The sequence below is a fragment of the Streptomyces sp. WMMB 714 genome (genome assembly GCF_900090125.1).
GTDB lineage: Bacteria > Actinomycetota > Actinomycetes > Streptomycetales > Streptomycetaceae > Streptomyces > Streptomyces daqingensis.
In genome coordinates this window covers 325,858-344,923 of sequence record NZ_FMHJ01000003.1, presented here as the reverse complement: position 1 = coordinate 344,923, position 19,066 = coordinate 325,858, and the positions used below count along the sequence as shown (strand labels likewise).

Sequence of the window (19,066 nt, the reverse complement as noted above, 5' to 3'; positions counted from 1 at the left end):
GCTCTGACAACAACTCCGCGCCCGCCGCGCGGTATCCGTACTTTCGAAGGGCCGTGGGGGCACACCGGATCCGTTCGACTTCAGAACTGGAGCAGTCATGTCCCGTAAGCGGAGGATGAGCAGGAAGCACAAGGTCGTCGCGGGCGTGAGCGCCGTCGCCATGGTGGCGGGGATCGCCGCCGTGACGGTGAGCACGAGCCAGGCGGCCGAGGCGTGCGCCGGACTCGACCAGGCCCTGCAGAACAACCAGAACTTCATCGCCGCCCAGAAGGCGAACCCGGACGCGCAGTCGGAGGCCCGGATCGCCAACCGGCAGGCCGTCATCGACCTCATCCAGCAGCGCAGGCAGGCCGCGGGCTGCCAGTGAGCGCGGCGCGGACGGCGAGGAGCCGGCCTTCGTGAATCGCGGGGGGTGACCCGTGAACTCGGGGGGCCAGGGGATGCCCGTCGAGCGGAACGGCCGGTACCGCACCCCGGTACCGGCCGTTCTCCTTGTGCAGCGCCGCCCCATGCGGCTCTTGCCTTCGCCGCAACCGCCGGCCCACACGCACGCGCCGACGGACGGCGTTCAGGCCGGCTCGCCGGCTTCCCCTTTCAGGCCGGCTCGCCGGCCCTCCCTTCAGGCCGGCTCGCCGGCCTCCATGAGCTCCATGAAGCGGTGCATGCCCACGTTGCCGCCGGAGATGACGACGCCGACGCGCGACGGAAGCGGGTCGACGCGCCCGGCGAGCAGCGCCGCCAGGCCCGTCGCCCCGCTCGGCTCCACGACGATCTTCAGACGCTCGAAGGCGAACCGCATCGCCGCGAGGATCTCCTTCTCACTCACCAGCTCCACGCTGTCGAGCAGCCGTCGGTTGACGGAGAAGGTCAACTCGCCGGGTGTGACGGCGCCCTGCCCGTCGGCGATGGTGCGCGGAACGTCGTCCAGCTGGACCCGGTGCCCGGCGGCGAGGGAGCGGCGCGTGTCGTCCCCCGCCTCCGGCTCGACTCCGATGACGCGTATCCGCGGATGCAGCGCGGTCGCCGCCACCGAGGTGCCCGCGGCCAGTCCGCCGCCCCCGACCGGAACCAGGATCGCGTCCAACTCCCCTGTTTTCTCCAGGAGTTCGAGGGCGGCAGTGCCCTGCCCGGCCATGATGTGGGGGCTCTCGTAGGGAGGAACGAGGGCCAGTCCGCGCTCCTCGGCGAGCTGCTCGCCCAACTCGACGCGGTCCTGCGTGTAGCGGTCGTACGTGACGATCTCGGCGCCGTACGCGGCGGTGGCGTCCAGCTTGGACTGCGGACTGTCCTCCGGCATGACGATGACCGCCTTGCTGCCCAGCTCCCGGGCCGCCAGCGCCACGGCCTGCGCGTGGTTCCCGGACGAGTAGGCCGCCACACCGCGCGACAGCTGCTCGGGCGGAAGCTGCACGATCGCGTTGTAGGCGCCGCGGAACTTGAACGCCCCGATGCGCTGGAAGTTCTCGCACTTGAGGTAGGTCTCCGCGCCCACGAGCCGGTCCAGCGTGCGGGAGTGGAGCACGGGCGTACGGTGCGCCACCCCCTCCAGCCGGGCGGCGGCCTCGCGGACGTCCTGCAGGGTGACGGGGCCGGTGGGCGGACTGCTGCTCATGCGGTGCTCCTCTGCCGGATGCGGATGGGGCGCTCCGGCTGCCGCGGGCCGGAGAGCCCCATCCTCACCCGGGCCGTTGCAGAAGCGGCAGCGGGCTGCGCCTTCGCCCCCAAACCCGCGGCTGCGCTCCCGCTACGGCAGGAAGTACATGGGGTTGGGCATCTTGTACTTCCGCTCCGCGTGGCCGCCCTTGAGGTCGCTGAACTGGTCGCCGAAGTTGCCGAGGATCCGGTAGCCCTCGGACTCGATGTGCTTGCGCGTACCCGACTTGTACTCGACGGTCGTGCAGTCCGCACCGCACTCCAGGTACGGCGGCGGGTTCTCCTTGTTCTTCAGGAAGAAGTGCTTGCGGTCGACGGGAGCCTTGTAGCCCACGTTCTCCAGGTTGCGCACGCTCCAGTCCCGCTGGTGCTCGGCGCGCCCGGTGAGGAAGAAGACCGTGATGCCCTTCTCATGAGCCCAGTTGACGAGCTTCTTCATCCCGAACACCGCGTCCATGTCGGTGGTGCGCAGGTACTCGTCCTGGGCCTTCTCGTCGAAGTTGTAGCCGATCTGCTGCTCGAAGTTGTAGGTGAGGAGCGTGGTGTCGTCGACGTCGAAGACCACCGCCGGCTTCTTCCCGTGCCGCTCGCCGCCGTCCTCGTCCTCTCCCTCGCTCTGTTTGGCGAGGGCCTTCTTCAGGTCGCGCTGGGCGCCTGCCGCTATGCCGCGCACCTGCTTGGCGTAGTCGCTCCCGGGGGATGCGTAGTGCTCGCCGTCCGGGGTCTCGATGTCCCCGTAGTAGTCCGCGATCTGCTCCTTGACCTTGTCGATGTTGGGGATGTCGCGGTCCGTCACCGGCGGCTCGGCCCCGGCTCGGCCGGAGTTGTCCGCCGTCGCCTGGCCTGCTCCGAACAGGGCGGTCCCCGCCAGCGCGGCGGCGACGGTGAGGGCGGCGACGCGCGCGCCGCGAGTGGCCGTCAGCGCACGCAGGGGACGGGGGTTCTCGACGCGCTTCGAACGGTCGTCGTTGCTGGACATGTGGGGGGCTCCAGGTACGTCGGGCTGGTCGGACGCCGGTTCCGGCGCCGGGCGAGGGGAAGCTAACAGACGCCCGTACCCCTCCTCCACGTACGAGAGGAGAACTTTGCCCAACGGCGACACCCGGCCGCATGGTCGACGGTCCGCCCCCAGGACGGCAGAGTTGGGCCGTGACACCCGGTCGGACGGGCGAAGACAGACGGGAGCCGCGCCACGACGACGTGGCGGCGGACGGATTGCGGAGGGCCTGATGGCACAGCAGGTGCGTGGAGTCGTCGCGCCGGGCAAGAACGAGCCCGTGCGTGTGGAGACCGTGACGGTGCCGGACCCCGGCCCCGGCGACGCCGTGGTCCAGGTGCAGGCATGCGGTGTCTGCCACACCGATCTGCACTACAAGCAGGGAGGAATCAACGACGACTTCCCGTTCCTGCTCGGGCACGAGGCAGCCGGAGTCGTCGAATCCGTGGGCGAGGGCGTCACCGAGGTGGAGCCCGGCGACTTCGTGATCCTCAACTGGCGCGCGGTGTGCGGGCAGTGCCGCGCTTGCAGCCGCGGGCGGCCCTGGTACTGCTTCGACACGCACAACGCGAGCCGCCGGATGACCCTCGCCGGCTCGGGGGCGCCGCTCTCGCCCGCCCTCGGCATCGGCGCGTTCGCCGAGAAGACGCTCGTCGCCGCCGGGCAGTGCACCAAGGTGGATCCGGAGGCGTCGCCCGCTGTGGCCGGGCTGCTGGGCTGCGGCGTGATGGCCGGCATCGGCGCGGCGATCAACACGGGGGCGGTGGGACGGGGCGACACCGTCGCCGTCATCGGCTGCGGCGGAGTGGGTGACGCGGCGATCGCGGGCGCCCGGCTGGCGGGGGCGTCCCGCATCATCGCCGTCGACATCGAGGACCGCAAGCTCGCCCTGGCCGAGTCCATGGGGGCCACGCACACCGTGAACTCCCGCACGAGCGACCCGGTCGAGGCCGTCAGGGAGCTGACGGGCGGCTTCGGCGCGGACGTCGTCATCGAGGCGGTCGGCCGGCCCGAGACCTACGAACAGGCCTTCTACGCCCGCGACCTGGCCGGGACCGTGGTGCTCGTAGGCGTGCCCACCCCGGAGATGCGCCTGGAGCTGCCGCTGCTGGACGTCTTCGGCCGCGGCGGTTCGCTGAAGTCCTCCTGGTACGGCGACTGCCTGCCGTCACGCGACTTCCCCATGCTGATCGACCTCCACCAGCAGGGCCGTCTGGACCTGGGCAAGTTCGTCACCGAACGCATCGCCCTGGACGACGTGGAGGAGGCGTTCTCACGTATGGAGGCGGGAGACGTGCTGCGCTCGGTCGTGGTGTTCTGACACGCGCCGACGGGCCGGGGGCGGACCCCCGGCCCGTCGGCGGCGGACGTGAGGGGCGCCCGGGGTGGCCGTCGCACCGCTCCGGGACCCTCGCCGGCCCTACGGTTCGATGAGGCCGGCCCTGATCGCGTACCGGGTCAGCTCCAGCCGGTCCCGCAGGCCCAGTTTCTGCAGCAGGTTGGCCCGGTGCCGCTCGACGGTCTTCGCGCTGATCAGGAGCAGGTCCGCGATCTCCTTGGAGGTGTGCCCCTCGGCGACGAGCTTGAGGATCTCTTCCTCGCGGTCGGTGATGGCACGGGCGGGCAGCTTGTCGCCGTCCCGCGCCCGGTCCAGGTAGTTGCGGATCAGGGCGGTGACCGCCCCGGGGTAGAGGAACGGCTCGTCGCGCATCGCGGCGCGGCACGCCTCGACGAGGTCCCGGTCGGCGACGGACTTCAGCACGTAGCCGGCGGCGCCCGACTTGAGGGCTTCGAAGAAGTACTGCTCGCTGTCGTACATCGTCAGGATGAGGATGCGCATGTCCGGCAGGTGCCGGGAGAGTTCACGAGCCGCCTGCAGCCCCGTCAGGCGCGGCATGGCGATGTCGAGGATGGCGAGGTCGGGCCGTTCGGCACGGGCCTTCTCGATGGCTTCGGCTCCGTCGCCGGCCTCGGCGACCACCGTCAGGTCCGGTTCGCTGTCGAGGATGAGCCTGACGCCGCGCCGCACGAGCGCGTGGTCGTCGGCGAGCAGGATGCGGGTCTTCGCCGCCGGCGTGGCCGCGGTCATCGGGCCTCGCCTCTCAGCGGTACGTCGAGGCGCACCTCGGTGCCGCCGCCCGGGGCGCCGCCGACCGTGAGTTCGGCGCCGACGAGCAGCGCCCTCTCGCGCATGCCGCGGATGCCGGCGCCCTCGGCCGCTCCCCGCAGCCCCCGGCCGTCGTCGCGGACGCGGAGCTGGAGGCCGGAGGGGGTGCGGCAGAGGGTCAGCTCCACGTTGCGGGCGTCGGCGTGGCGGAGGGTGTTGGTGAGACTCTCCTGCGCGACTCGGTAGAGAACCAGTTCCGTCTCCTCCTCCAGGGCGGGCAGGTCCTTCTCCAGGCGGTTCCGGGCGCTGATCCTGCTGTGCGCGGGGATCTCGGCGGTCAGCGACTTCAGGGCGCTGACGAGCCCCAGTTCCTCCAGCACCCCGGGGCGGAGCCTGCGCGCGATGCGGCGGATCTCGTCGAGGCTGTCACGGGTGCTCTCCTGGACGCTGTGGAGCTCGGCCCGCACCGGTGGGGGAGCGTGGTCCGCCACCCGCTTCATCTCGAGCAGGACGGCCGTGAGCGTCTGCCCGATCTCGTCGTGCAACTCCTGTGCGATACGGCGGCGTTCGGCTTCCTGAGCGGACAGGGCGCGGGCCGCGCTGGCCGCCCGTTCGGCCTCCAGCCGGTCGAGCATCGTGTTGAACGTCCTGATCAGGTCGGGGATCTCGCCCTGCCCCGCGACCGCCGGACGCGGCCTGGGCCGGAGCAGGTCGGTCGTGGTCATGGCGCGGGTGAGGCGCTGCAGCGGGGCGAGGCCGAGCCGGAGCAGGATCCCGTTGGCGACGAGCATCGACCCGAGGCCGGCGCTGAGGACCAGCGCCTCGGTGAGCAGCACCGGGGTCGAGACCGTGACGGGGCCGAGCAGCAGCATGGCGGTGGCCACGGTGAGCACCGCGGCGTTGAGCGAAAAGATCCGCCAGAAAAGGGACACAGCTCAACGGCCTCCTCACATCCGCACCGGCGCCCTCCGGCCCGGCCCTGGGCCCCGGCCGGGGCGGCTCGCGTGACGGAGGGTTCCGCTGGCCGTACTGCCACCTTGCGGGTTCCGCCCGTGTTCCGTCCATCGGGGCCGGCACCCATTTTCTCCCGGTGGACCCGTAGCTCCTTACACGTCCGCCACCTCCGGAAATGGGTGGCGCGACGGATGGTCCCGCGAGGGGGCCCCGAAAGATCATGGACACCAGTCCAGCCCCCGTCCCGTACGCCCGGCGCTCGAGCGCCCTGCGGCGGCGGACGCTCCGGGGCAGGCGGGATCGCGGTGGGCGCAGCCGGCCGGTGGGGCCGCCACGTCCACGTCAAGAGGGGAACGTCGATGTCCGTCACCGCCTGGCTCGCCGTAGGGGTCTTCATAGCCACCTACGTCCTGATCGCCACGGAACGGGTGCACCGCGTCGCAGCCGCGCTCGGGGGAGCGGTGGTGATGCTGGCCATCGGCGCCACCGACTCCGAGCATGCCTTCTTCTCCGCGCACGCGGGCATCGACTGGAACGTCATCTTCCTGCTGCTCGGGATGATGCTGATCGTCGCGGTGCTGAAGAGGACGGGCATCTTCGAGTACGTCGCCATCTGGGCCGCCAAGAAGGCCAAGGGCAGGCCGTACCGGCTGATGGTGCTGCTGATCCTGGCGACCGCGTTCCTCTCCGCCTGGCTCGACAACGTCACCACGGTCCTGCTGATCGCACCCGTGACGATCGTGGTCTGCCGGCGCCTCGGACTCCCCGTGGTGCCGTACCTGATCGCCGAGGTCATGGCCTGCAACATCGGCGGCGCCGCCACGCTGATCGGGGATCCCCCCAACATCATCATCGGCTCGCGCGCCGGACTGTCCTTCAACGACTTCCTGGTGCACATGGCGCCCATCGCCGTGCTGCTCGTCCTGCTCTTCGCCGTGCTGAGCCGGTGGATGTTCCGCTCCGCGTTCCACTACGACGCCGAACGCGCCAAGACGGTCATGGAGATGGACGAGCGGGAAGCCATCACCAACCCCAGGCTGCTCATCGTCAGCGGAGTGGTGGTCACCGCGGTGATGGTCTGCTTCGTGCTGCACACCGCCCTGCACATCGAGCCCGCGGTGGTCGCCATCGCCGGCGGACTGGTGCTGCTGGCGGTCTCCAGGCTCGACGCCGGTGAAGTGGCGCGCGACGTGGAGTGGGAGACGCTGGCGTTCTTCGCCGGCCTGTTCGTCATGGTCGGCGCGATGGTGCAGACGGGCATCATCGGCGACCTGGGCAAGATGGCGGCGGAAGCCACCGAGGGCCAGCTGTTCGGTACGGCGATGACGCTCGTCTTCGGCTCCGTGGTCCCCTCGGCGGTCATCGACAACATCCCGTTCGTCGCCTCGGTCAGCCCGATCGTCTCCGAGATCGTGGGCGCCTCCGGCGGCACCGCCGAGGCGGGGGTGCTGTGGTGGGCGTTCGCCCTCGGCGCGGACCTCGCCGGCAACGCGACGATCATCGCGTCCTCGGCCAACGTGGTCGTCGTCGGCATCGCCGACCGCAGCGGCCACCACATCTCCTTCTGGAAGTTCTCCCGGTACGGCCTGATCGTCACCGCCATGACCGTCTGCGTCGCGGCCGTCTACCTCTGGCTGCGCTACTTCGCCTTCGCCTGACCCCGAAACCGCCCTGTCCCCGATCCGACGTCCACCCTCCCCCGATCCGACCCCCGATCCGACGCCGACCACGAGGAGGCGCCTCTGACGTCCACCGCCCGGACCTCCCCGCGGAGGTCACGGCAGACCCGCACAGACGCCGGCAGGAGGCAGGACGATGGCTGACTTCGAAGACGGACGACCCGCCGGTCACGACGGCCCCGCGTACAGCGGGCCGCCCGCGAGCCCGGCGCCCACCGGAGCGTCCCGCCGGGCCTGGCGCACGGCGGCCTGGGTGTGCGCGGTCGCGGGGGCAGCGGCGCTCTTCGCGGGCGTCGTCGTCGGGGACGGGCTCCTCCTCGCGACGGGCCTGATCCTCGGGGGAGTCGCCGGCCACCTCGCCACACCCGAGTACACGCGGCAGCGACCCGCGCGGTCCCAGCCCTCCCAGCGGCCCCGGCCGCCCCAGCCGCCCGAGCGTCCCGGGCGGCCCGAGCGGGCCGAGGAACCCGGCGGACCCCGGCGCCCTCGGCCCCCTGTGCCGTGACGCCGCACGCCGTTCCGCCGCGACCAGTCAGGAGACGTCCCCCGTGACCCTGCAGCAGCTGTATCTGACGCTTCTCGTCGGCGGTGGCGTCCTGCTGGCCAGCATCGCCTGCGCGCGAGCCGCCGGCAGGCTCGGCCTGCCGAGCCTGCTGCTCTTCCTGGCCGTCGGCGTCGTCGTCGGCGAGGACGGACTCGGCCTGGACTTCGACGACGCGCAGCTCGCCCAGGCGCTGGGCACGGCAGCGCTGGCCGTCATCCTCGTCGAGGGCGGACTGACCACGGCCTGGGAGGACGTCAAGAAGCTCCTCGCCCCCGCGGGGGTGCTCGCGCTCTTCGGTGTGGCGCTGTCGGTGGCCGTCACCGCGACCGGAGCACACCTGCTGCTGGGACTGGACTGGCAACTGGCGCTGCTCCTCGGCGCGATCATCTCCTCCACCGACGCCGCGGCCACGTTCGCCGTGCTGCGGACGCTGCCGCTGCCGCAGCGGATCAAAGGGCTCCTGGAGGCCGAGTCCGGATTCAACGACGCCCCGACGATCATCCTCGTACTGGTCTTCAGCACCGCGGCCGACGGGCTGCCCGGCGCCGGCTCCGTCGCCGGCAGCGTCCTCTTCCAGCTGTCGGCCGGCGCCGCGGTCGGCCTGATCGTCGGGCGGCTGGGCGCCGCGGCCCTGCGGCACATCGCGCTCCCCGCGACCGGCCTGTACCCGCTGGCCACCGTGGGGTTCGGCATCATCGCCTTCGCCGCGGGAGGAGCCGTCAACGCCAGCGGCATCATCGCCGCCTACCTCTCGGGGCTCGTCCTCGGCAACTCCAAGCTCCCCCACCGGGCCGCCACGCGCTCCTTCGCCGAGGGCGCCGGCTGGCTCGCCCAGATCGGGCTGTTCGTCATGCTGGGCCTGCTGGTCACGCCGAGCGAACTCCCGGCGGCGGCTCTCACCGCCGTCGGCGTCGGGCTGGTGCTGCTGCTGGTCGCCCGGCCCGTGTCCGTGCTGCTGTGCCTGCTGCCGTTCCGCGTGCCGCTGAAGGAGCAGGCGTTCGTCTCCTGGGCGGGACTGCGCGGCGCCGTACCGATCGTCCTCGCCACGTTCCCGATCGTCGGGGGAGTGGAAGGCGCCCGGGAACTGCTGAACATCGTCTTCGTGCTCGTCGTCATCTTCACGCTGGTGCAGGGCCCGCTCCTGCCGGTCATCGCACGCCGTCTCGGGCTGATCCAGGCCGGGGCGCTGCGGGACGTGCAGGTGGAGACGGCACCGCTCGACGTACTCGACGCCGACCTGCTCACGGTGTCCGTGCCTCCGGGATCGAGGCTGCACGGGGTCTCCGTGGCCGAGCTCCGCCTGCCGCCGCCCACGGTCGTCACCCTCGCCGTGCGGGACGGCGCCGTGATCGTGCCCCGGCAGGACACCGTGCTGTGCGTGGGTGACGAACTCCTCCTCGTCACCACGCCCGCCGCCCGCGACGCCGCGGAACGGCGGCTGCGCGCGGTCGGCCGGCGCGGGAGGCTCGCCCGCTGGTTCGGCGAGCAGGGCGATCCGGAGCCGGCGGCCGAGGCCGTGGGGAAGCCGCGCTGAACCCGTGCGCCGGACCCGTGCTGAACCCGCGCTCCAGGCCCGCCGCACAGCGATGAACCCGGTTTGTTTTGCCCTGGAAGGAACCCCCCTTTACCGACCGATTACCCTGGTGTGGTGATTGCCAGATGCACGGACCGGCACGTACGCCGGTCCTGATCTCACCGCGAGGGGGGCCAGCCATGTATCGACGCAGCCGATCCACGGCTGACTCCTCGTCGGTTCCACCTCGCCTCTCCGGCATCGCGCACCCCCGCGGCCGCATGCGCGGACGCTCACGACCGCGCTCGCGCGGGCGCCACAAACGGCACCGGCGAGCCGGGCGGCCGGTGCCTTACGGGCTCAGCCCCCAGCACCGGTCGCTCGACCACGCCGTACCCGGCTTCCGTCTCGACGCCGCCTCGTCGCCGTCGGAACAACGGGAAGGCACGTACGCCGCCGCCGACGACCACCGGAGGGCAGACGCCCGTGCACAACACCACAGCCATGCTCATCGAACTCGGGGCGATCATCCTCGCCCTCGGCCTCCTCGGACGCTTCGCAGGACGCGTGGGCTTCTCGCCCATCCCGCTCTACCTGCTCGCCGGGCTCGCCTTCGGCCACGGCGGCATCCTCCCGCTGCAGGCCAGTGAGGAATTCGTCGCGACCGGCGCCGAGATCGGCGTCATCCTGCTGCTGCTCCTGCTCGGCCTGGAATACAGCGCGTCGGAACTCGTCACGACGCTGAAGACCCAATACCCGTCCGGCGCCGTGGACTTCCTGCTCAACGCGCTGCCGGGCGCCGCGGCGGCCCTCATCCTCGGCTGGGGGCCGGTGGCGGCCGTCGTCCTCGCCGGCGTCACGTGGATCTCGTCCTCCGGGGTCATCGCGAAGGTCCTCGGCGACCTGGGACGGCTCGGCAACCGGGAGACGCCGGTCGTCCTCGGCGTGCTCGTCCTCGAAGACCTCGCCATGGCCGTCTACCTGCCGATCCTCACCGCGCTCCTGGCAGGCGTCGGCTTCGCCGGCGGCTCGCTCACGCTGCTGATCTCGCTGGGCACCGTCGGAGCCGTGCTCTACGTCGCGCTGCGGCACGGCCGGCTGATCAGCCGCGTGGTCTCCTCCGACAACGCCGAGATGCTGCTCCTCGTCGTGCTCGGCCTGACGCTGCTGGTCGCCGGCATCGCGCAGGAACTCCAGGTGTCGGCCGCCGTCGGCGCGTTCCTCGTGGGCATCGCCCTGTCCGACGAGGTCGCCGAGGGCGCGTACAACCTGCTGACGCCGCTTCGCGACCTGTTCGCCGCCGTCTTCTTCGTCTTCTTCGGGCTCTCCACGGAACCCTCGGAGATCCCGCCGGTCCTGCTGCCCGCGCTGATCCTCGCCGTCGTCACGGCACTGACGAAGATCGCAACGGGCTGGTACGCCGCGCGCCGCGCCGGGATCAGGTCCCCCGGGCGCTGGCGTGCCGGCGGGACGCTCGTCGCACGGGGCGAGTTCTCCATCGTCATCGCGGGCCTGGCGACGGCCGCCGAACCGCAGGTCGGCCCCCTCGCGACGGCCTACGTGCTGATCCTCGTCGTGCTCGGCCCGCTCACCGCGCGCTGGGCGGAGCCCCTCGCGCGGCGCGTGGGGCTCTCGCCCGCACGTCCCGCGAAGACGACCCGCGACGAGGCGCCGGGCGGGGAGACCGCGGCGGCCGGAGAGAACGCGGCGGAAGCGGAGGACGCCGGAGGCGACTCGGGAACCGGCTGCGTCTGCGGCGAAGCGGGCCGCTCGGGCACGGCGGACGACGACGAGGATGCCGCCACCGAGGACGACCTGGCCGACTCGGCCGACGGAGCCGCCAGCACCTACCGGTGACCCGCCCGCCGCGGCGGCGGTGCGCCGGGGCCCCGGCGCACCACCGTCCGGCGGAGCGCGGCGCGCTCCGTGCGCCGAGTTGGCCCGATGCCGCGGTCGCGCGGTACACCGGAGACACCACTCGATGCGGGGACGGTACGGAGCGGAGGAGCCAGGTGAGTTCGGCTGCTGGGAAGGAGACAGACGGCGCCCGTGACGGAGGCCGTCCGGACCGCTTGCCCGGAGCGGCACACGCGCCGGGCGCGACGACGGTGCACGGCCACCACTTCGACCCGCTCGCCCCGCTCCGCACCCCCGCGGATCCGGCCTGCGACGTCTACCTGACGGGCACGGTCTTCCTGGACATCGTCTTCACCGGCCTCGACTCCGCCCCCGTGCGCGGCACCGAGTCCTGGGCCCGCGGCATGGGCTCCAGCCCCGGCGGCGTCGCGAACATGGCGACGGCGCTGGCCCGCCTCGGGCTGCGCACCTCCCTGGCCGCCGCCTTCGGCGACGACGTGTACGGCGACTACTGCCGGGAGTCGCTGGAGAGGGGCGAGGGCATCGACCTCGCCTTCTCCCACACCGTCCCGGGCTGGCACTCGCCGGTGACGGTCTCCATGGCCTACGAGGGCGAACGGACGATGATCTCGCACGGCCACGAGGCCCCGCCCCGGCCGGAGCGGGCGGCGGCCTCCCCCAGCCCCGGCCTGGGCGGCGCCCCCAACGACCCGGAGGCCCCGGACTGCCCGCCTCCGTCCCGGGCGTGCGTGACGTCCCTCGCCCCCGGCGTCGGCCAGGACTGGATCGCCACCGCCGCCCGCCACGGCAGCCGCGTCTTCGCCGACACCGGCTGGGACGACACCGGCCGCTGGGACCTCGGCTCCCTGCCGGACCTGACGCACTGCGAGGCCTTCCTGCCCAACGCCGAGGAGGCGATGCGCTACACGGGACGCGACTGCCCGCGCTCCGCCGCCCGGGCGCTGGCCGAGCGGGTGCCGCTGGCCGTCGTCACCCTCGGAGCCCAGGGCGCCTACGCCGTGGACTCGTCGTCCGGCGAGACCGCGGAGCTGCCGGCCGTCCCCGTCGACGCCCTGGACACCACGGGCGCCGGCGACGTCTTCGCCGCCGGCTTCGTGACGGGCTCCCTCGCGGGCTGGCCGCTACCGGACCGGCTGGCCTTCGCGGGGCTGACGGCCGCGCTCTCCGTCCAGGAGTTCGGGGGTTCGCTGTCGGCGCCGGGCTGGGCCGAGATCGCCGCCTGGTGGCGCCGGGTCCGCCCGTACGACGCCGCCGGCACCTACGCCTTCCTCGACCCGCTGCTCACGGGGTGCGGCAGGCCGACGGCGCTGCGCCGGGCCGTCCCGACCATCGGCTTCGGCCGCGGGAGGCCGACGGCGTAGCGGCACGGGGCGCCCTCGCGGCCCGGCCTCCCCGGGCGCCCGCGGGAGCGGGTAAACCGTTCTGGCTTGTCAGTCGCCCGTCGTATTGTTGGAAGCCAAGTGCCGGCTGATGCAGAGAGGGATGAGGAAGGCCCGAACGGGTCACCCATGACGCAGACAACGACGAATCAGGCGGGCTCCCCGCAGGAGACGGCCCGCTTCACCGTTCCGGCCAAGCACCCCATGGTGACGGTGCTGGGCTCCGGCGACTCCCTGCTCCGCGTGATCGAGCAGGCCTTCCCCGCCGCGGACATCCACGTGCGTGGCAACGAGATCAGCGCCACGGGAGAACCCGCGGAGGTCGCCCTCATCCAGCGCCTCTTCGACGAGATGATGCTCGTCCTGCGCACCGGCCAGCCCATGACGGAGGACGCGGTGGAGCGCACCATCGCGATGCTCCGGGACCAGCGGGACGGCAGGGGGTCCGCCACCGAGACGCCCGCCGAGGTGCTCACGCAGAACATCCTCTCCAACCGCGGCCGCACGATCCGCCCCAAGACGCTCAACCAGAAGCGCTACGTCGACGCGATCGACAAGCACACGGTCGTCTTCGGCATCGGCCCGGCGGGCACGGGCAAGACCTACCTCGCGATGGCCAAGGCCGTGCAGGCACTGCAGTCCAAGCAGGTCAACCGCATCATCCTCACGCGGCCGGCGGTCGAGGCGGGGGAGCGCCTGGGATTCCTGCCGGGCACGCTCTACGAGAAGATCGACCCGTATCTGCGTCCGCTCTACGACGCCCTGCACGACATGCTCGACCCGGACTCCATCCCGCGCCTGATGGCCGCCGGGACGATCGAGGTCGCACCTCTGGCCTACATGAGGGGCCGGACCCTGAACGACGCCTTCATCATCCTCGACGAGGCGCAGAACACGAACCCCGAGCAGATGAAGATGTTCCTCACCCGGCTCGGCTTCGACTCGCAGATCGTCATCACCGGAGACGTCACGCAGGTCGACCTCCCGGGCGGTACGAAGAGCGGTCTGCGGCAGGTCCGCGAGATCCTCGGCGGCGTCCCGGACGTGCACTTCGCCGAACTCGACAGCTCGGACGTGGTGCGCCACAAGCTCGTCGGGCGCATCGTCGACGCCTACGCCCGCTACGACGACCGCAACGAGGCCGAGTCCGGCAGAGGGCACGGTCACGACGGCCCGGCCCGAGCCGGCGACCGCAGCCCCAACGGAAAGCGCTGAGACCGACGCGTCATGACGATCGACGTCAACAACGAATCCGGCCGCAAGGTCGACGAGGCGGCGCTGCTCGACATCGCCCGCTATGCCCTGGGCCGGATGCGCATCCACCCGCTCTCGGAGCTCTCCGTCATCGTCGTCGACTCCGACGCCATGGAGCAGCTCCACCTGCAGTGGATGGACCTGCCCGGCCCGACGGACGTGATGTCCTTCCCGATGGACGAACTGCGTCCGCCGGTCCGGGACGAGGAGGATCCGCCGCAGGGCCTGCTCGGTGACATCGTCCTGTGCCCCGAGGTCGCCGAACGGCAGGGAGCCGACGCCCCCACGCAGCACTCCATGGACGAGGAGCTCCAGCTGCTCACCGTCCACGGCGTGCTGCACCTGCTGGGGTACGACCACGAGGAGCCGTCGGAGAGGGCGGAGATGTTCAGCCTGCAGTCCGCGATCCTGGACGGCTGGCGTGCGGAGCAGGGCCTCACCGGCCCCTCCCCGGCCCCCACCACGACGTCGTGACCGCGCAGTTCGTCGCCGCGGCGGCGCTGCTGGTCGTCCTGGCCTGGCTTGCCGCCTGCGCGGAGGCCGGCCTGGCGCGGACGACCAGCTTCCGCGCGGAGGAAGCGGTACGGCAGGGGCGGCGCGGTGCGGAGCGGCTGGCCGTGGTCGCGGCGGACCCGACGCGCTATCTGAATCTTGCGCTGCTGGTCCGCGTCGCCTGCGAGGTCGCCTCGGGCGTCCTCGTGACCTACACGTGCCTGCGTGTCCTTGATGAGACGTGGCAGGCACTCGTGGTCGCGATGGGCGTGATGGTGCTGGTCAGCTACGTCGCGATCGGCGTCTCACCGCGCACCATCGGCCGCCAGCATCCGCTGAACACGGCCACGGCCGCGTCGTACGTCCTGGTGCCGCTCGTACGCATCCTGGGCCCGGTGCCGCAGCTGCTGATCCTGCTGGGCAACGCGCTGACGCCCGGAAAGGGCTTCCGAAAGGGCCCGTTCGCGAGCGAGGCGGAGCTGCGGGCGCTGGTGGACCTCGCCGAGCAGGAGTCGCTGATCGAGGCCGAGGAGCGGAAGATGGTGCACTCCGTCTTCCAGCTCGGCGACACGATCGTGCGCGAGGTGATGGTTCCGCGTACGGACCTGATCACGATCGAGCGGTTCAAGACGATAAGGCAGGCGCTCACGCTGGCGCTGCGGTCGGGCTTCTCCCGCATCCCCGTGGTGGGGGAGAGCGAGGACGACATCGTCGGCATCGTCTATCTCAAGGACCTGGCCCGCAGGGTGCACATCAGCCGTGAGGCGGAGACCGAGCTCGTCTCCACGGCGATGCGTCCCGCCACGTTCGTCCCGGACACGAAGAACGCGGGCGATCTGCTCCGCGAGATGCAGCAGGACCGCATCCACGTCGCGGTCGTCATCGACGAGTACGGCGGCACGGCGGGCATCGTGACCATCGAGGACATCCTGGAGGAGATCGTCGGAGAGATCACCGACGAGTACGACCGCGAGCTGCCGCCCGTGGAGGAGCTGGGGGAGGGCCGGTACCGCGTCACGGCCCGGCTCGACATCGGTGACCTGGGCGAGCTGTACGACCTGGTCGGCCTGGACGACGAGGACGTGGAGACGGTCGGGGGCCTGCTCGCGAAGTCGCTTGGGCGGGTGCCCATCGCCGGGGCGAAGGCGACGGTCGACGTCACGGAGGACCGCTCCGACCCGACGCTCACGGCGCTGCGGCTGACCGCGGAGGCTCCGGCCGGGCGCCGGAACCGGATCGTCACGGTGCTCGTGGAGCCGGTGCGCTCCGAGGAGGGCGCGGACGGCCGCTCCGCGGACGAGGCCGCCAACGCCTGAGCAGCGTCGGGGCGGTGGGGGTTCCGGTCCGCCGGGCCCCCGCCGGAGCCGGTCAGAGCCGCGTCATATGCTCGGACGCATGAGTGACCAGAGTGACCAGGCGCTGGACCCGGAGGACCGCAAGCTCCTCACGCTGGCGCGCAGCGCCCGCGCCCGCAACGGCGTTCCGGAGGGGGCGGCGGTGCGCGACGAGACGGGCCGCACGTATGTGGCGGGCACGGTCGCCCTGGCCTCGCTGAAACTGAGCGCCCTGCAGACGGCGGTCGCCATGGCGGTCGCCTCGGGCGCGGCGTCACTGGAGGCGGCGGCCGTGGTGACGGAGGCCGAGCTGATCCCCGCGGCGGACCTCTCCGCAGTGCACGACCTGTCGGGCGAAGCCACGACTGTGCTGCTGGCGGGCCCTGACGGGAAGCTGCGGGCGACGGTCACCGCGGGCTGAGCGCACCGGCCGGTCGGGGGCACTCACCCGATCGGGGACAATGGGCGCCATGGATGCACCCTCCCCCGATTCGCCCGCGGACGAGACCGCTACGGCGCCGCACCGCTCCGGCTTCGCCTGCTTCGTAGGGCGCCCCAACGCCGGCAAGTCGACGCTCACGAACGCGCTGGTGGGGACGAAGGTCGCGATCACCTCCAACCGGCCGCAGACGACGAGGCACACGGTGCGCGGCATCGTGCACAGGCCCGAGGCGCAGCTCGTCCTCGTCGACACCCCCGGACTGCACAAGCCGCGCACGCTGCTGGGGGAGCGGCTCAACGACGTCGTCCGCACGACGTGGGCCGAGGTCGACGTCATCGGGTTCTGCCTGCCCGCCGACCAGAAGATCGGCCCGGGGGACCGCTTCATCGCGGGTGAACTGGCCGGCCTCAAGCGGACGCCGAAGGTCGCCGTCGTCACCAAGTCCGACCTCGTCGGCTCCAAGGCGCTCGCCGAGCAGCTGATCGCCGTGGACCGCCTGGGCAAGGAGGCCGGCTTCGAGTGGGCGGAGATCGTCCCGGTCTCCGCGGTGGAGGACCGGCAGGTGCCGCTCCTGGCCGACCTGCTCGTGCCGCTGCTGCCCGAAGGCCCGCCGCTCTACCCGGACGGCGACCTGACGGACGAGCCGGAGCAGGTCATGGTCGCCGAGCTCATCCGCGAGGCGGCGCTCGAGGGCGTGCGCGACGAACTGCCGCACTCCATCGCCGTCGTCGTCGAGGAGATGCTGCCCAGGGAGGACCGCCCGGCCGACCGGCCCCTGCTGGACATCCACGCGAACATCTTCCTGGAGCGGCCCAGCCAGAAGGGCATCGTCATCGGCCCGAAGGGCAAGCGCCTCAAGGAGGTCGGCACGGCCTCACGCGTCCACATCGAGGCGCTCCTGGGCACGCCCGTCTACCTGGACCTGCATGTGAAGGTCGCGAAGGACTGGCAGCGCGACCCCAAGGCGCTGCGGCGGCTGGGCTTCTAGGGCCTGTCCGACACATCTCGCCTTGCTCGCGGCGACGGGCACGCACATCCGCCCCCGCTTCGCGGGTGGTGCCCCCAGCGTTGCCGGAGTCGTCCGAGTACGCCCCTGGCCTGCGGCATGGGGGACCCCAGTACGAGGACGGTCCTCCGCCTCGCGACGTACCGCATCCGACGCTGCGGCCCGATCCGCGAAGATCCGAACGAGAGACCCTAGGAGCCTTCGCTCAGCACCTTCTTCACCAGCGCGGACTGGGCCTCGGTGAGCCGCGGGTCCGCCCACTGGAGCATCTCACCGTCGATCTCGACCTCGTAGAAGAAGCCGTCGGGGACGACGGGGCCGGGCGCACCCCGGCCCTCGTCGAGAGCGGTGCGGGCCAGTTCGGCCAACTCGGCCGCGTCAGGCTGCTGTCGGGTGTCCAGCGTGGCGCTGCGGACGATGCCCGCGAAGCCGCCGCTGCGGGTGACGGTGATACGCATGGACTCCATCCTGCCGCCGTCGCCGCCGGTTTGCCTCCCCGTCGCGCTGAACCGGGCCGGTGCCGGTGCCCTCGGTACGGCCCGGCCCGGTTCAGCGCACCTCCGCGTCGCGGTCGGCGGCCTCCCGGCGTTGCCGGCCCGGCCTACGCCGGAGCCTGCTCGGCCGGTGAAACCCCTACCGCCGACCACGACTTGACCACCGCTTCCCGCTCGGGGCCGCCTTCCCCGAAGCGGGAGCCGGCGGCGGAGACGGTGACGCCCGCGAACGCGGCGAAGTCGGCGTCGGGTGTGAGGTCGCCGGAGGTGAGGGCGTCGTACCAGATCTGGCCCGCGCGCTCCCACGCGTTGCCGCCGAGTTCTGTGGCCAGCCGGTAGAACGCGTGGTTGGGGATGCCCGAGTTGATGTGCACGCCGCCGTTGTCGGAGCCGGTGTGCACGTAGTCCTCCATCGTCGCCGGCTGCGGGTCCTTTCCGAGCACGTCGTCGTCGTACGCGGTGCCGGGCGCCTTCATCGAGCGCAGCGCGACGCCTTCGACGCGGTCGGTGAACAGGCCGTCGCCGATGAGCCAGTCGGCCTGGTCGGCGCTGTGGCCCAGTCCGTACTGCTTGATGAGGGAGCCGAACACGTCGGAGACCGACTCGTTGAGCGCGCCGGACTGCCCGAAGTAGGCGAGGTTCGCCGTGTGCTGCGTCACGCCGTGCGTCAGCTCGTGGCCGATGACGTCGACGGGCAGTGTGAAGTCGCGGAAGACCTCACCGTCGCCGTCCCCGAAGACCATGCGCTCGCCGTCCCAGAACGCGTTGCCGTACTTCTCTCCGTAGTGCACGGTCGCGTCGAGCGGCATGCCGGCACCGTCGATCGAGAAGCGCGAGAACGCCTTGAGGAACAGGTCGAAGGTGGCGCCGAGTCCCGCGTACGCACGGTTGACGCTGGCGTCGTCCGTGGGGTCCTCGCCCTCGGAGCGCACCTTCGTCCCCGGCAGCTGCTCCCGGTGTTCGGCGTCGCTGATCGTGCGTCGCGGCTTCTTCTCCGCGTCAGGGGTCTCTCCCGGCGCGGCAGGGTCCGCCGTCATGCGGACGGTGGTGATCCGGCGGCGGGTGCGCTGCAGCGCGTCCTGTTCGAGGGTGCGGCGAGCGGGCTCGTAGAGCACCGGGTCGCCGGAGCGGGAGAGGTGGTCCAGGACGTGCGGCGGGACGATGGGGCAGAAGACGGCGTGTACGCGGTGTGTGTGCCCGGTGCGCTTCGAGTGTGCGTCCATCCCTGCAAAGTGGCACAGGGTCATCGTTCTGTCACTCCCTGCGGTGGTGATTGGTACGAAGGGGTGCAGATGTGGTCAACTCCCTTGCGCGGAGCGGCCTCTGCTCTTCCGTGCGGA

At 71.9% G+C, this 19,066-nt stretch carries 18 protein-coding genes; 12 read left to right on the top strand and 6 right to left on the bottom strand.

Features of this window, described 5'->3' with window-relative positions; genetic code table 11:
* Positions 1-97: 97 nt before the first annotated feature.
* The gene (locus H181DRAFT_RS06885) at positions 98-367 is read left to right on the top strand and encodes a hypothetical protein (protein ID WP_199810807.1); all 270 of its coding nucleotides are present in this window, start codon (positions 98-100) and stop codon (positions 365-367) included.
* 252 nt (positions 368-619) lie between these two features.
* Here H181DRAFT_RS06885 and H181DRAFT_RS06880 read toward each other — a convergent pair whose 3' ends face one another.
* Together H181DRAFT_RS06880 and H181DRAFT_RS06875 are read right to left on the bottom strand one after the other, a co-directional pair.
* Positions 620-1,612 (bottom strand): pyridoxal-phosphate dependent enzyme, encoded by a 993-nt coding sequence (locus H181DRAFT_RS06880; protein ID WP_045863320.1) that lies wholly within the window; start codon positions 1,610-1,612, stop codon positions 620-622.
* Positions 1,613-1,744: 132 nt separating this feature from the next.
* Positions 1,745-2,632 carry an HAD family acid phosphatase gene (locus tag H181DRAFT_RS06875; RefSeq protein ID WP_078895545.1) on the bottom strand — a complete coding sequence of 296 codons (888 nt, stop codon included), beginning with the start codon at positions 2,630-2,632 and terminating at the stop codon, positions 1,745-1,747.
* Between the two features lie 250 nt (positions 2,633-2,882).
* Between H181DRAFT_RS06875 and H181DRAFT_RS06870 the strand changes: the two genes are divergently transcribed.
* Positions 2,883-3,971 carry an S-(hydroxymethyl)mycothiol dehydrogenase gene (locus H181DRAFT_RS06870; RefSeq protein ID WP_045863319.1) on the top strand — a complete coding sequence of 363 codons (1,089 nt, stop codon included), beginning with the start codon at positions 2,883-2,885 and terminating at the stop codon, positions 3,969-3,971.
* A gap of 99 nt (positions 3,972-4,070) precedes the next feature.
* On the opposite strand, the gene H181DRAFT_RS06865 is transcribed toward H181DRAFT_RS06870, so the two are convergent.
* On the bottom strand, positions 4,071-4,739 hold the full coding sequence (locus H181DRAFT_RS06865; RefSeq protein ID WP_045863318.1) for a response regulator: 669 nt from the start codon (positions 4,737-4,739) through the stop codon (positions 4,071-4,073).
* A complete protein-coding gene (locus tag H181DRAFT_RS06860; protein ID WP_045863317.1) occupies positions 4,736-5,689 on the bottom strand; it encodes a HAMP domain-containing sensor histidine kinase in 954 nt (317 codons plus the stop codon). The genes H181DRAFT_RS06865 and H181DRAFT_RS06860 overlap by 4 nt, the downstream gene beginning before the upstream one ends.
* 381 nt (positions 5,690-6,070) lie before the next feature.
* Between H181DRAFT_RS06860 and H181DRAFT_RS06855 the strand changes: the two genes are divergently transcribed.
* The 10 genes from H181DRAFT_RS06855 (at position 6,071) to era (ending at position 17,214) form a co-directional block, all read left to right on the top strand.
* Positions 6,071-7,369, top strand: coding sequence for an ArsB/NhaD family transporter (locus tag H181DRAFT_RS06855; RefSeq protein WP_045863316.1), 1,299 nt, complete (start codon positions 6,071-6,073; stop codon positions 7,367-7,369).
* 157 nt (positions 7,370-7,526) lie between these two features.
* Positions 7,527-7,895, top strand: a complete 369-nt coding sequence (locus H181DRAFT_RS06850) for a hypothetical protein (protein WP_045863315.1) — start codon at positions 7,527-7,529, stop codon at positions 7,893-7,895.
* A gap of 43 nt (positions 7,896-7,938) precedes the next feature.
* Positions 7,939-9,468, top strand: a complete 1,530-nt coding sequence (locus tag H181DRAFT_RS06845; RefSeq protein WP_045863314.1) for a potassium/proton antiporter — start codon at positions 7,939-7,941, stop codon at positions 9,466-9,468.
* A gap of 465 nt (positions 9,469-9,933) precedes the next feature.
* Positions 9,934-11,304 (top strand): cation:proton antiporter, encoded by a 1,371-nt coding sequence (locus tag H181DRAFT_RS06840; RefSeq protein ID WP_078895544.1) that lies wholly within the window; start codon positions 9,934-9,936, stop codon positions 11,302-11,304.
* Between the two features lie 251 nt (positions 11,305-11,555).
* Positions 11,556-12,686 (top strand): carbohydrate kinase family protein, encoded by a 1,131-nt coding sequence (locus H181DRAFT_RS06835; protein WP_045863313.1) that lies wholly within the window; start codon positions 11,556-11,558, stop codon positions 12,684-12,686.
* Between the two features lie 147 nt (positions 12,687-12,833).
* Positions 12,834-13,919 (top strand): PhoH family protein, encoded by a 1,086-nt coding sequence (locus tag H181DRAFT_RS06830; RefSeq protein ID WP_045863312.1) that lies wholly within the window; start codon positions 12,834-12,836, stop codon positions 13,917-13,919.
* Between the two features lie 12 nt (positions 13,920-13,931).
* Positions 13,932-14,432, top strand: coding sequence for an rRNA maturation RNase YbeY (gene ybeY / locus H181DRAFT_RS06825; protein ID WP_045863311.1), 501 nt, complete (start codon positions 13,932-13,934; stop codon positions 14,430-14,432).
* Positions 14,429-15,766: a hemolysin family protein gene (locus H181DRAFT_RS06820; RefSeq protein WP_045863310.1), complete on the top strand. Its 1,338-nt coding sequence runs from the start codon at positions 14,429-14,431 to the stop codon at positions 15,764-15,766. Before ybeY ends, H181DRAFT_RS06820 begins: the two co-directional genes overlap by 4 nt.
* Positions 15,767-15,845: 79 nt before the next feature.
* Positions 15,846-16,205, top strand: a complete 360-nt coding sequence (locus H181DRAFT_RS06815) for a cytidine deaminase (protein ID WP_045863528.1) — start codon at positions 15,846-15,848, stop codon at positions 16,203-16,205.
* Between the two features lie 40 nt (positions 16,206-16,245).
* Positions 16,246-17,214 (top strand): GTPase Era, encoded by a 969-nt coding sequence (era, locus tag H181DRAFT_RS06810; RefSeq protein ID WP_074467744.1) that lies wholly within the window; start codon positions 16,246-16,248, stop codon positions 17,212-17,214.
* Between the two features lie 209 nt (positions 17,215-17,423).
* On the opposite strand, the gene H181DRAFT_RS06805 is transcribed toward era, so the two are convergent.
* Together H181DRAFT_RS06805 and H181DRAFT_RS06800 are read right to left on the bottom strand one after the other, a co-directional pair.
* A complete protein-coding gene (locus H181DRAFT_RS06805) occupies positions 17,424-17,690 on the bottom strand; it encodes a protealysin inhibitor emfourin (protein WP_045863527.1) in 267 nt (88 codons plus the stop codon).
* A 143-nt stretch (positions 17,691-17,833) separates the two neighbouring features.
* Positions 17,834-18,949, bottom strand: a complete 1,116-nt coding sequence (locus H181DRAFT_RS06800; RefSeq protein WP_045863308.1) for a M4 family metallopeptidase — start codon at positions 18,947-18,949, stop codon at positions 17,834-17,836.
* Positions 18,950-19,066 lie beyond the last annotated feature (117 nt).

Excerpts from the sequence above, each read along its gene's own strand:
- H181DRAFT_RS06850 (WP_045863315.1), top strand. The coding sequence starts at position 7,527 with ATGGCTGACTTCGAAGACGGACGACCCGCCGGTCACGACGGCCCCGCG.
- H181DRAFT_RS06870 (WP_045863319.1), top strand. The coding sequence starts at position 2,883 with ATGGCACAGCAGGTGCGTGGAGTCGTCGCGCCGGGCAAGAACGAGCCC.
- H181DRAFT_RS06880 (WP_045863320.1), bottom strand. The coding sequence starts at position 1,612 with ATGAGCAGCAGTCCGCCCACCGGCCCCGTCACCCTGCAGGACGTCCGC.
- H181DRAFT_RS06855 (WP_045863316.1), top strand. The coding sequence starts at position 6,071 with ATGTCCGTCACCGCCTGGCTCGCCGTAGGGGTCTTCATAGCCACCTAC.
- H181DRAFT_RS06875 (WP_078895545.1), bottom strand. The coding sequence starts at position 2,632 with ATGTCCAGCAACGACGACCGTTCGAAGCGCGTCGAGAACCCCCGTCCC.
- H181DRAFT_RS06815 (WP_045863528.1), top strand. The coding sequence starts at position 15,846 with ATGAGTGACCAGAGTGACCAGGCGCTGGACCCGGAGGACCGCAAGCTC.
- H181DRAFT_RS06865 (WP_045863318.1), bottom strand. The coding sequence starts at position 4,739 with ATGACCGCGGCCACGCCGGCGGCGAAGACCCGCATCCTGCTCGCCGAC.
- ybeY (WP_045863311.1), top strand. The coding sequence starts at position 13,932 with ATGACGATCGACGTCAACAACGAATCCGGCCGCAAGGTCGACGAGGCG.
- H181DRAFT_RS06830 (WP_045863312.1), top strand. The coding sequence starts at position 12,834 with ATGACGCAGACAACGACGAATCAGGCGGGCTCCCCGCAGGAGACGGCC.
- H181DRAFT_RS06885 (WP_199810807.1), top strand. The coding sequence starts at position 98 with ATGTCCCGTAAGCGGAGGATGAGCAGGAAGCACAAGGTCGTCGCGGGC.
- era (WP_074467744.1), top strand. The coding sequence starts at position 16,246 with ATGGGCGCCATGGATGCACCCTCCCCCGATTCGCCCGCGGACGAGACC.
- H181DRAFT_RS06800 (WP_045863308.1), bottom strand. The coding sequence starts at position 18,949 with ATGGACGCACACTCGAAGCGCACCGGGCACACACACCGCGTACACGCC.
- H181DRAFT_RS06805 (WP_045863527.1), bottom strand. The coding sequence starts at position 17,690 with ATGCGTATCACCGTCACCCGCAGCGGCGGCTTCGCGGGCATCGTCCGC.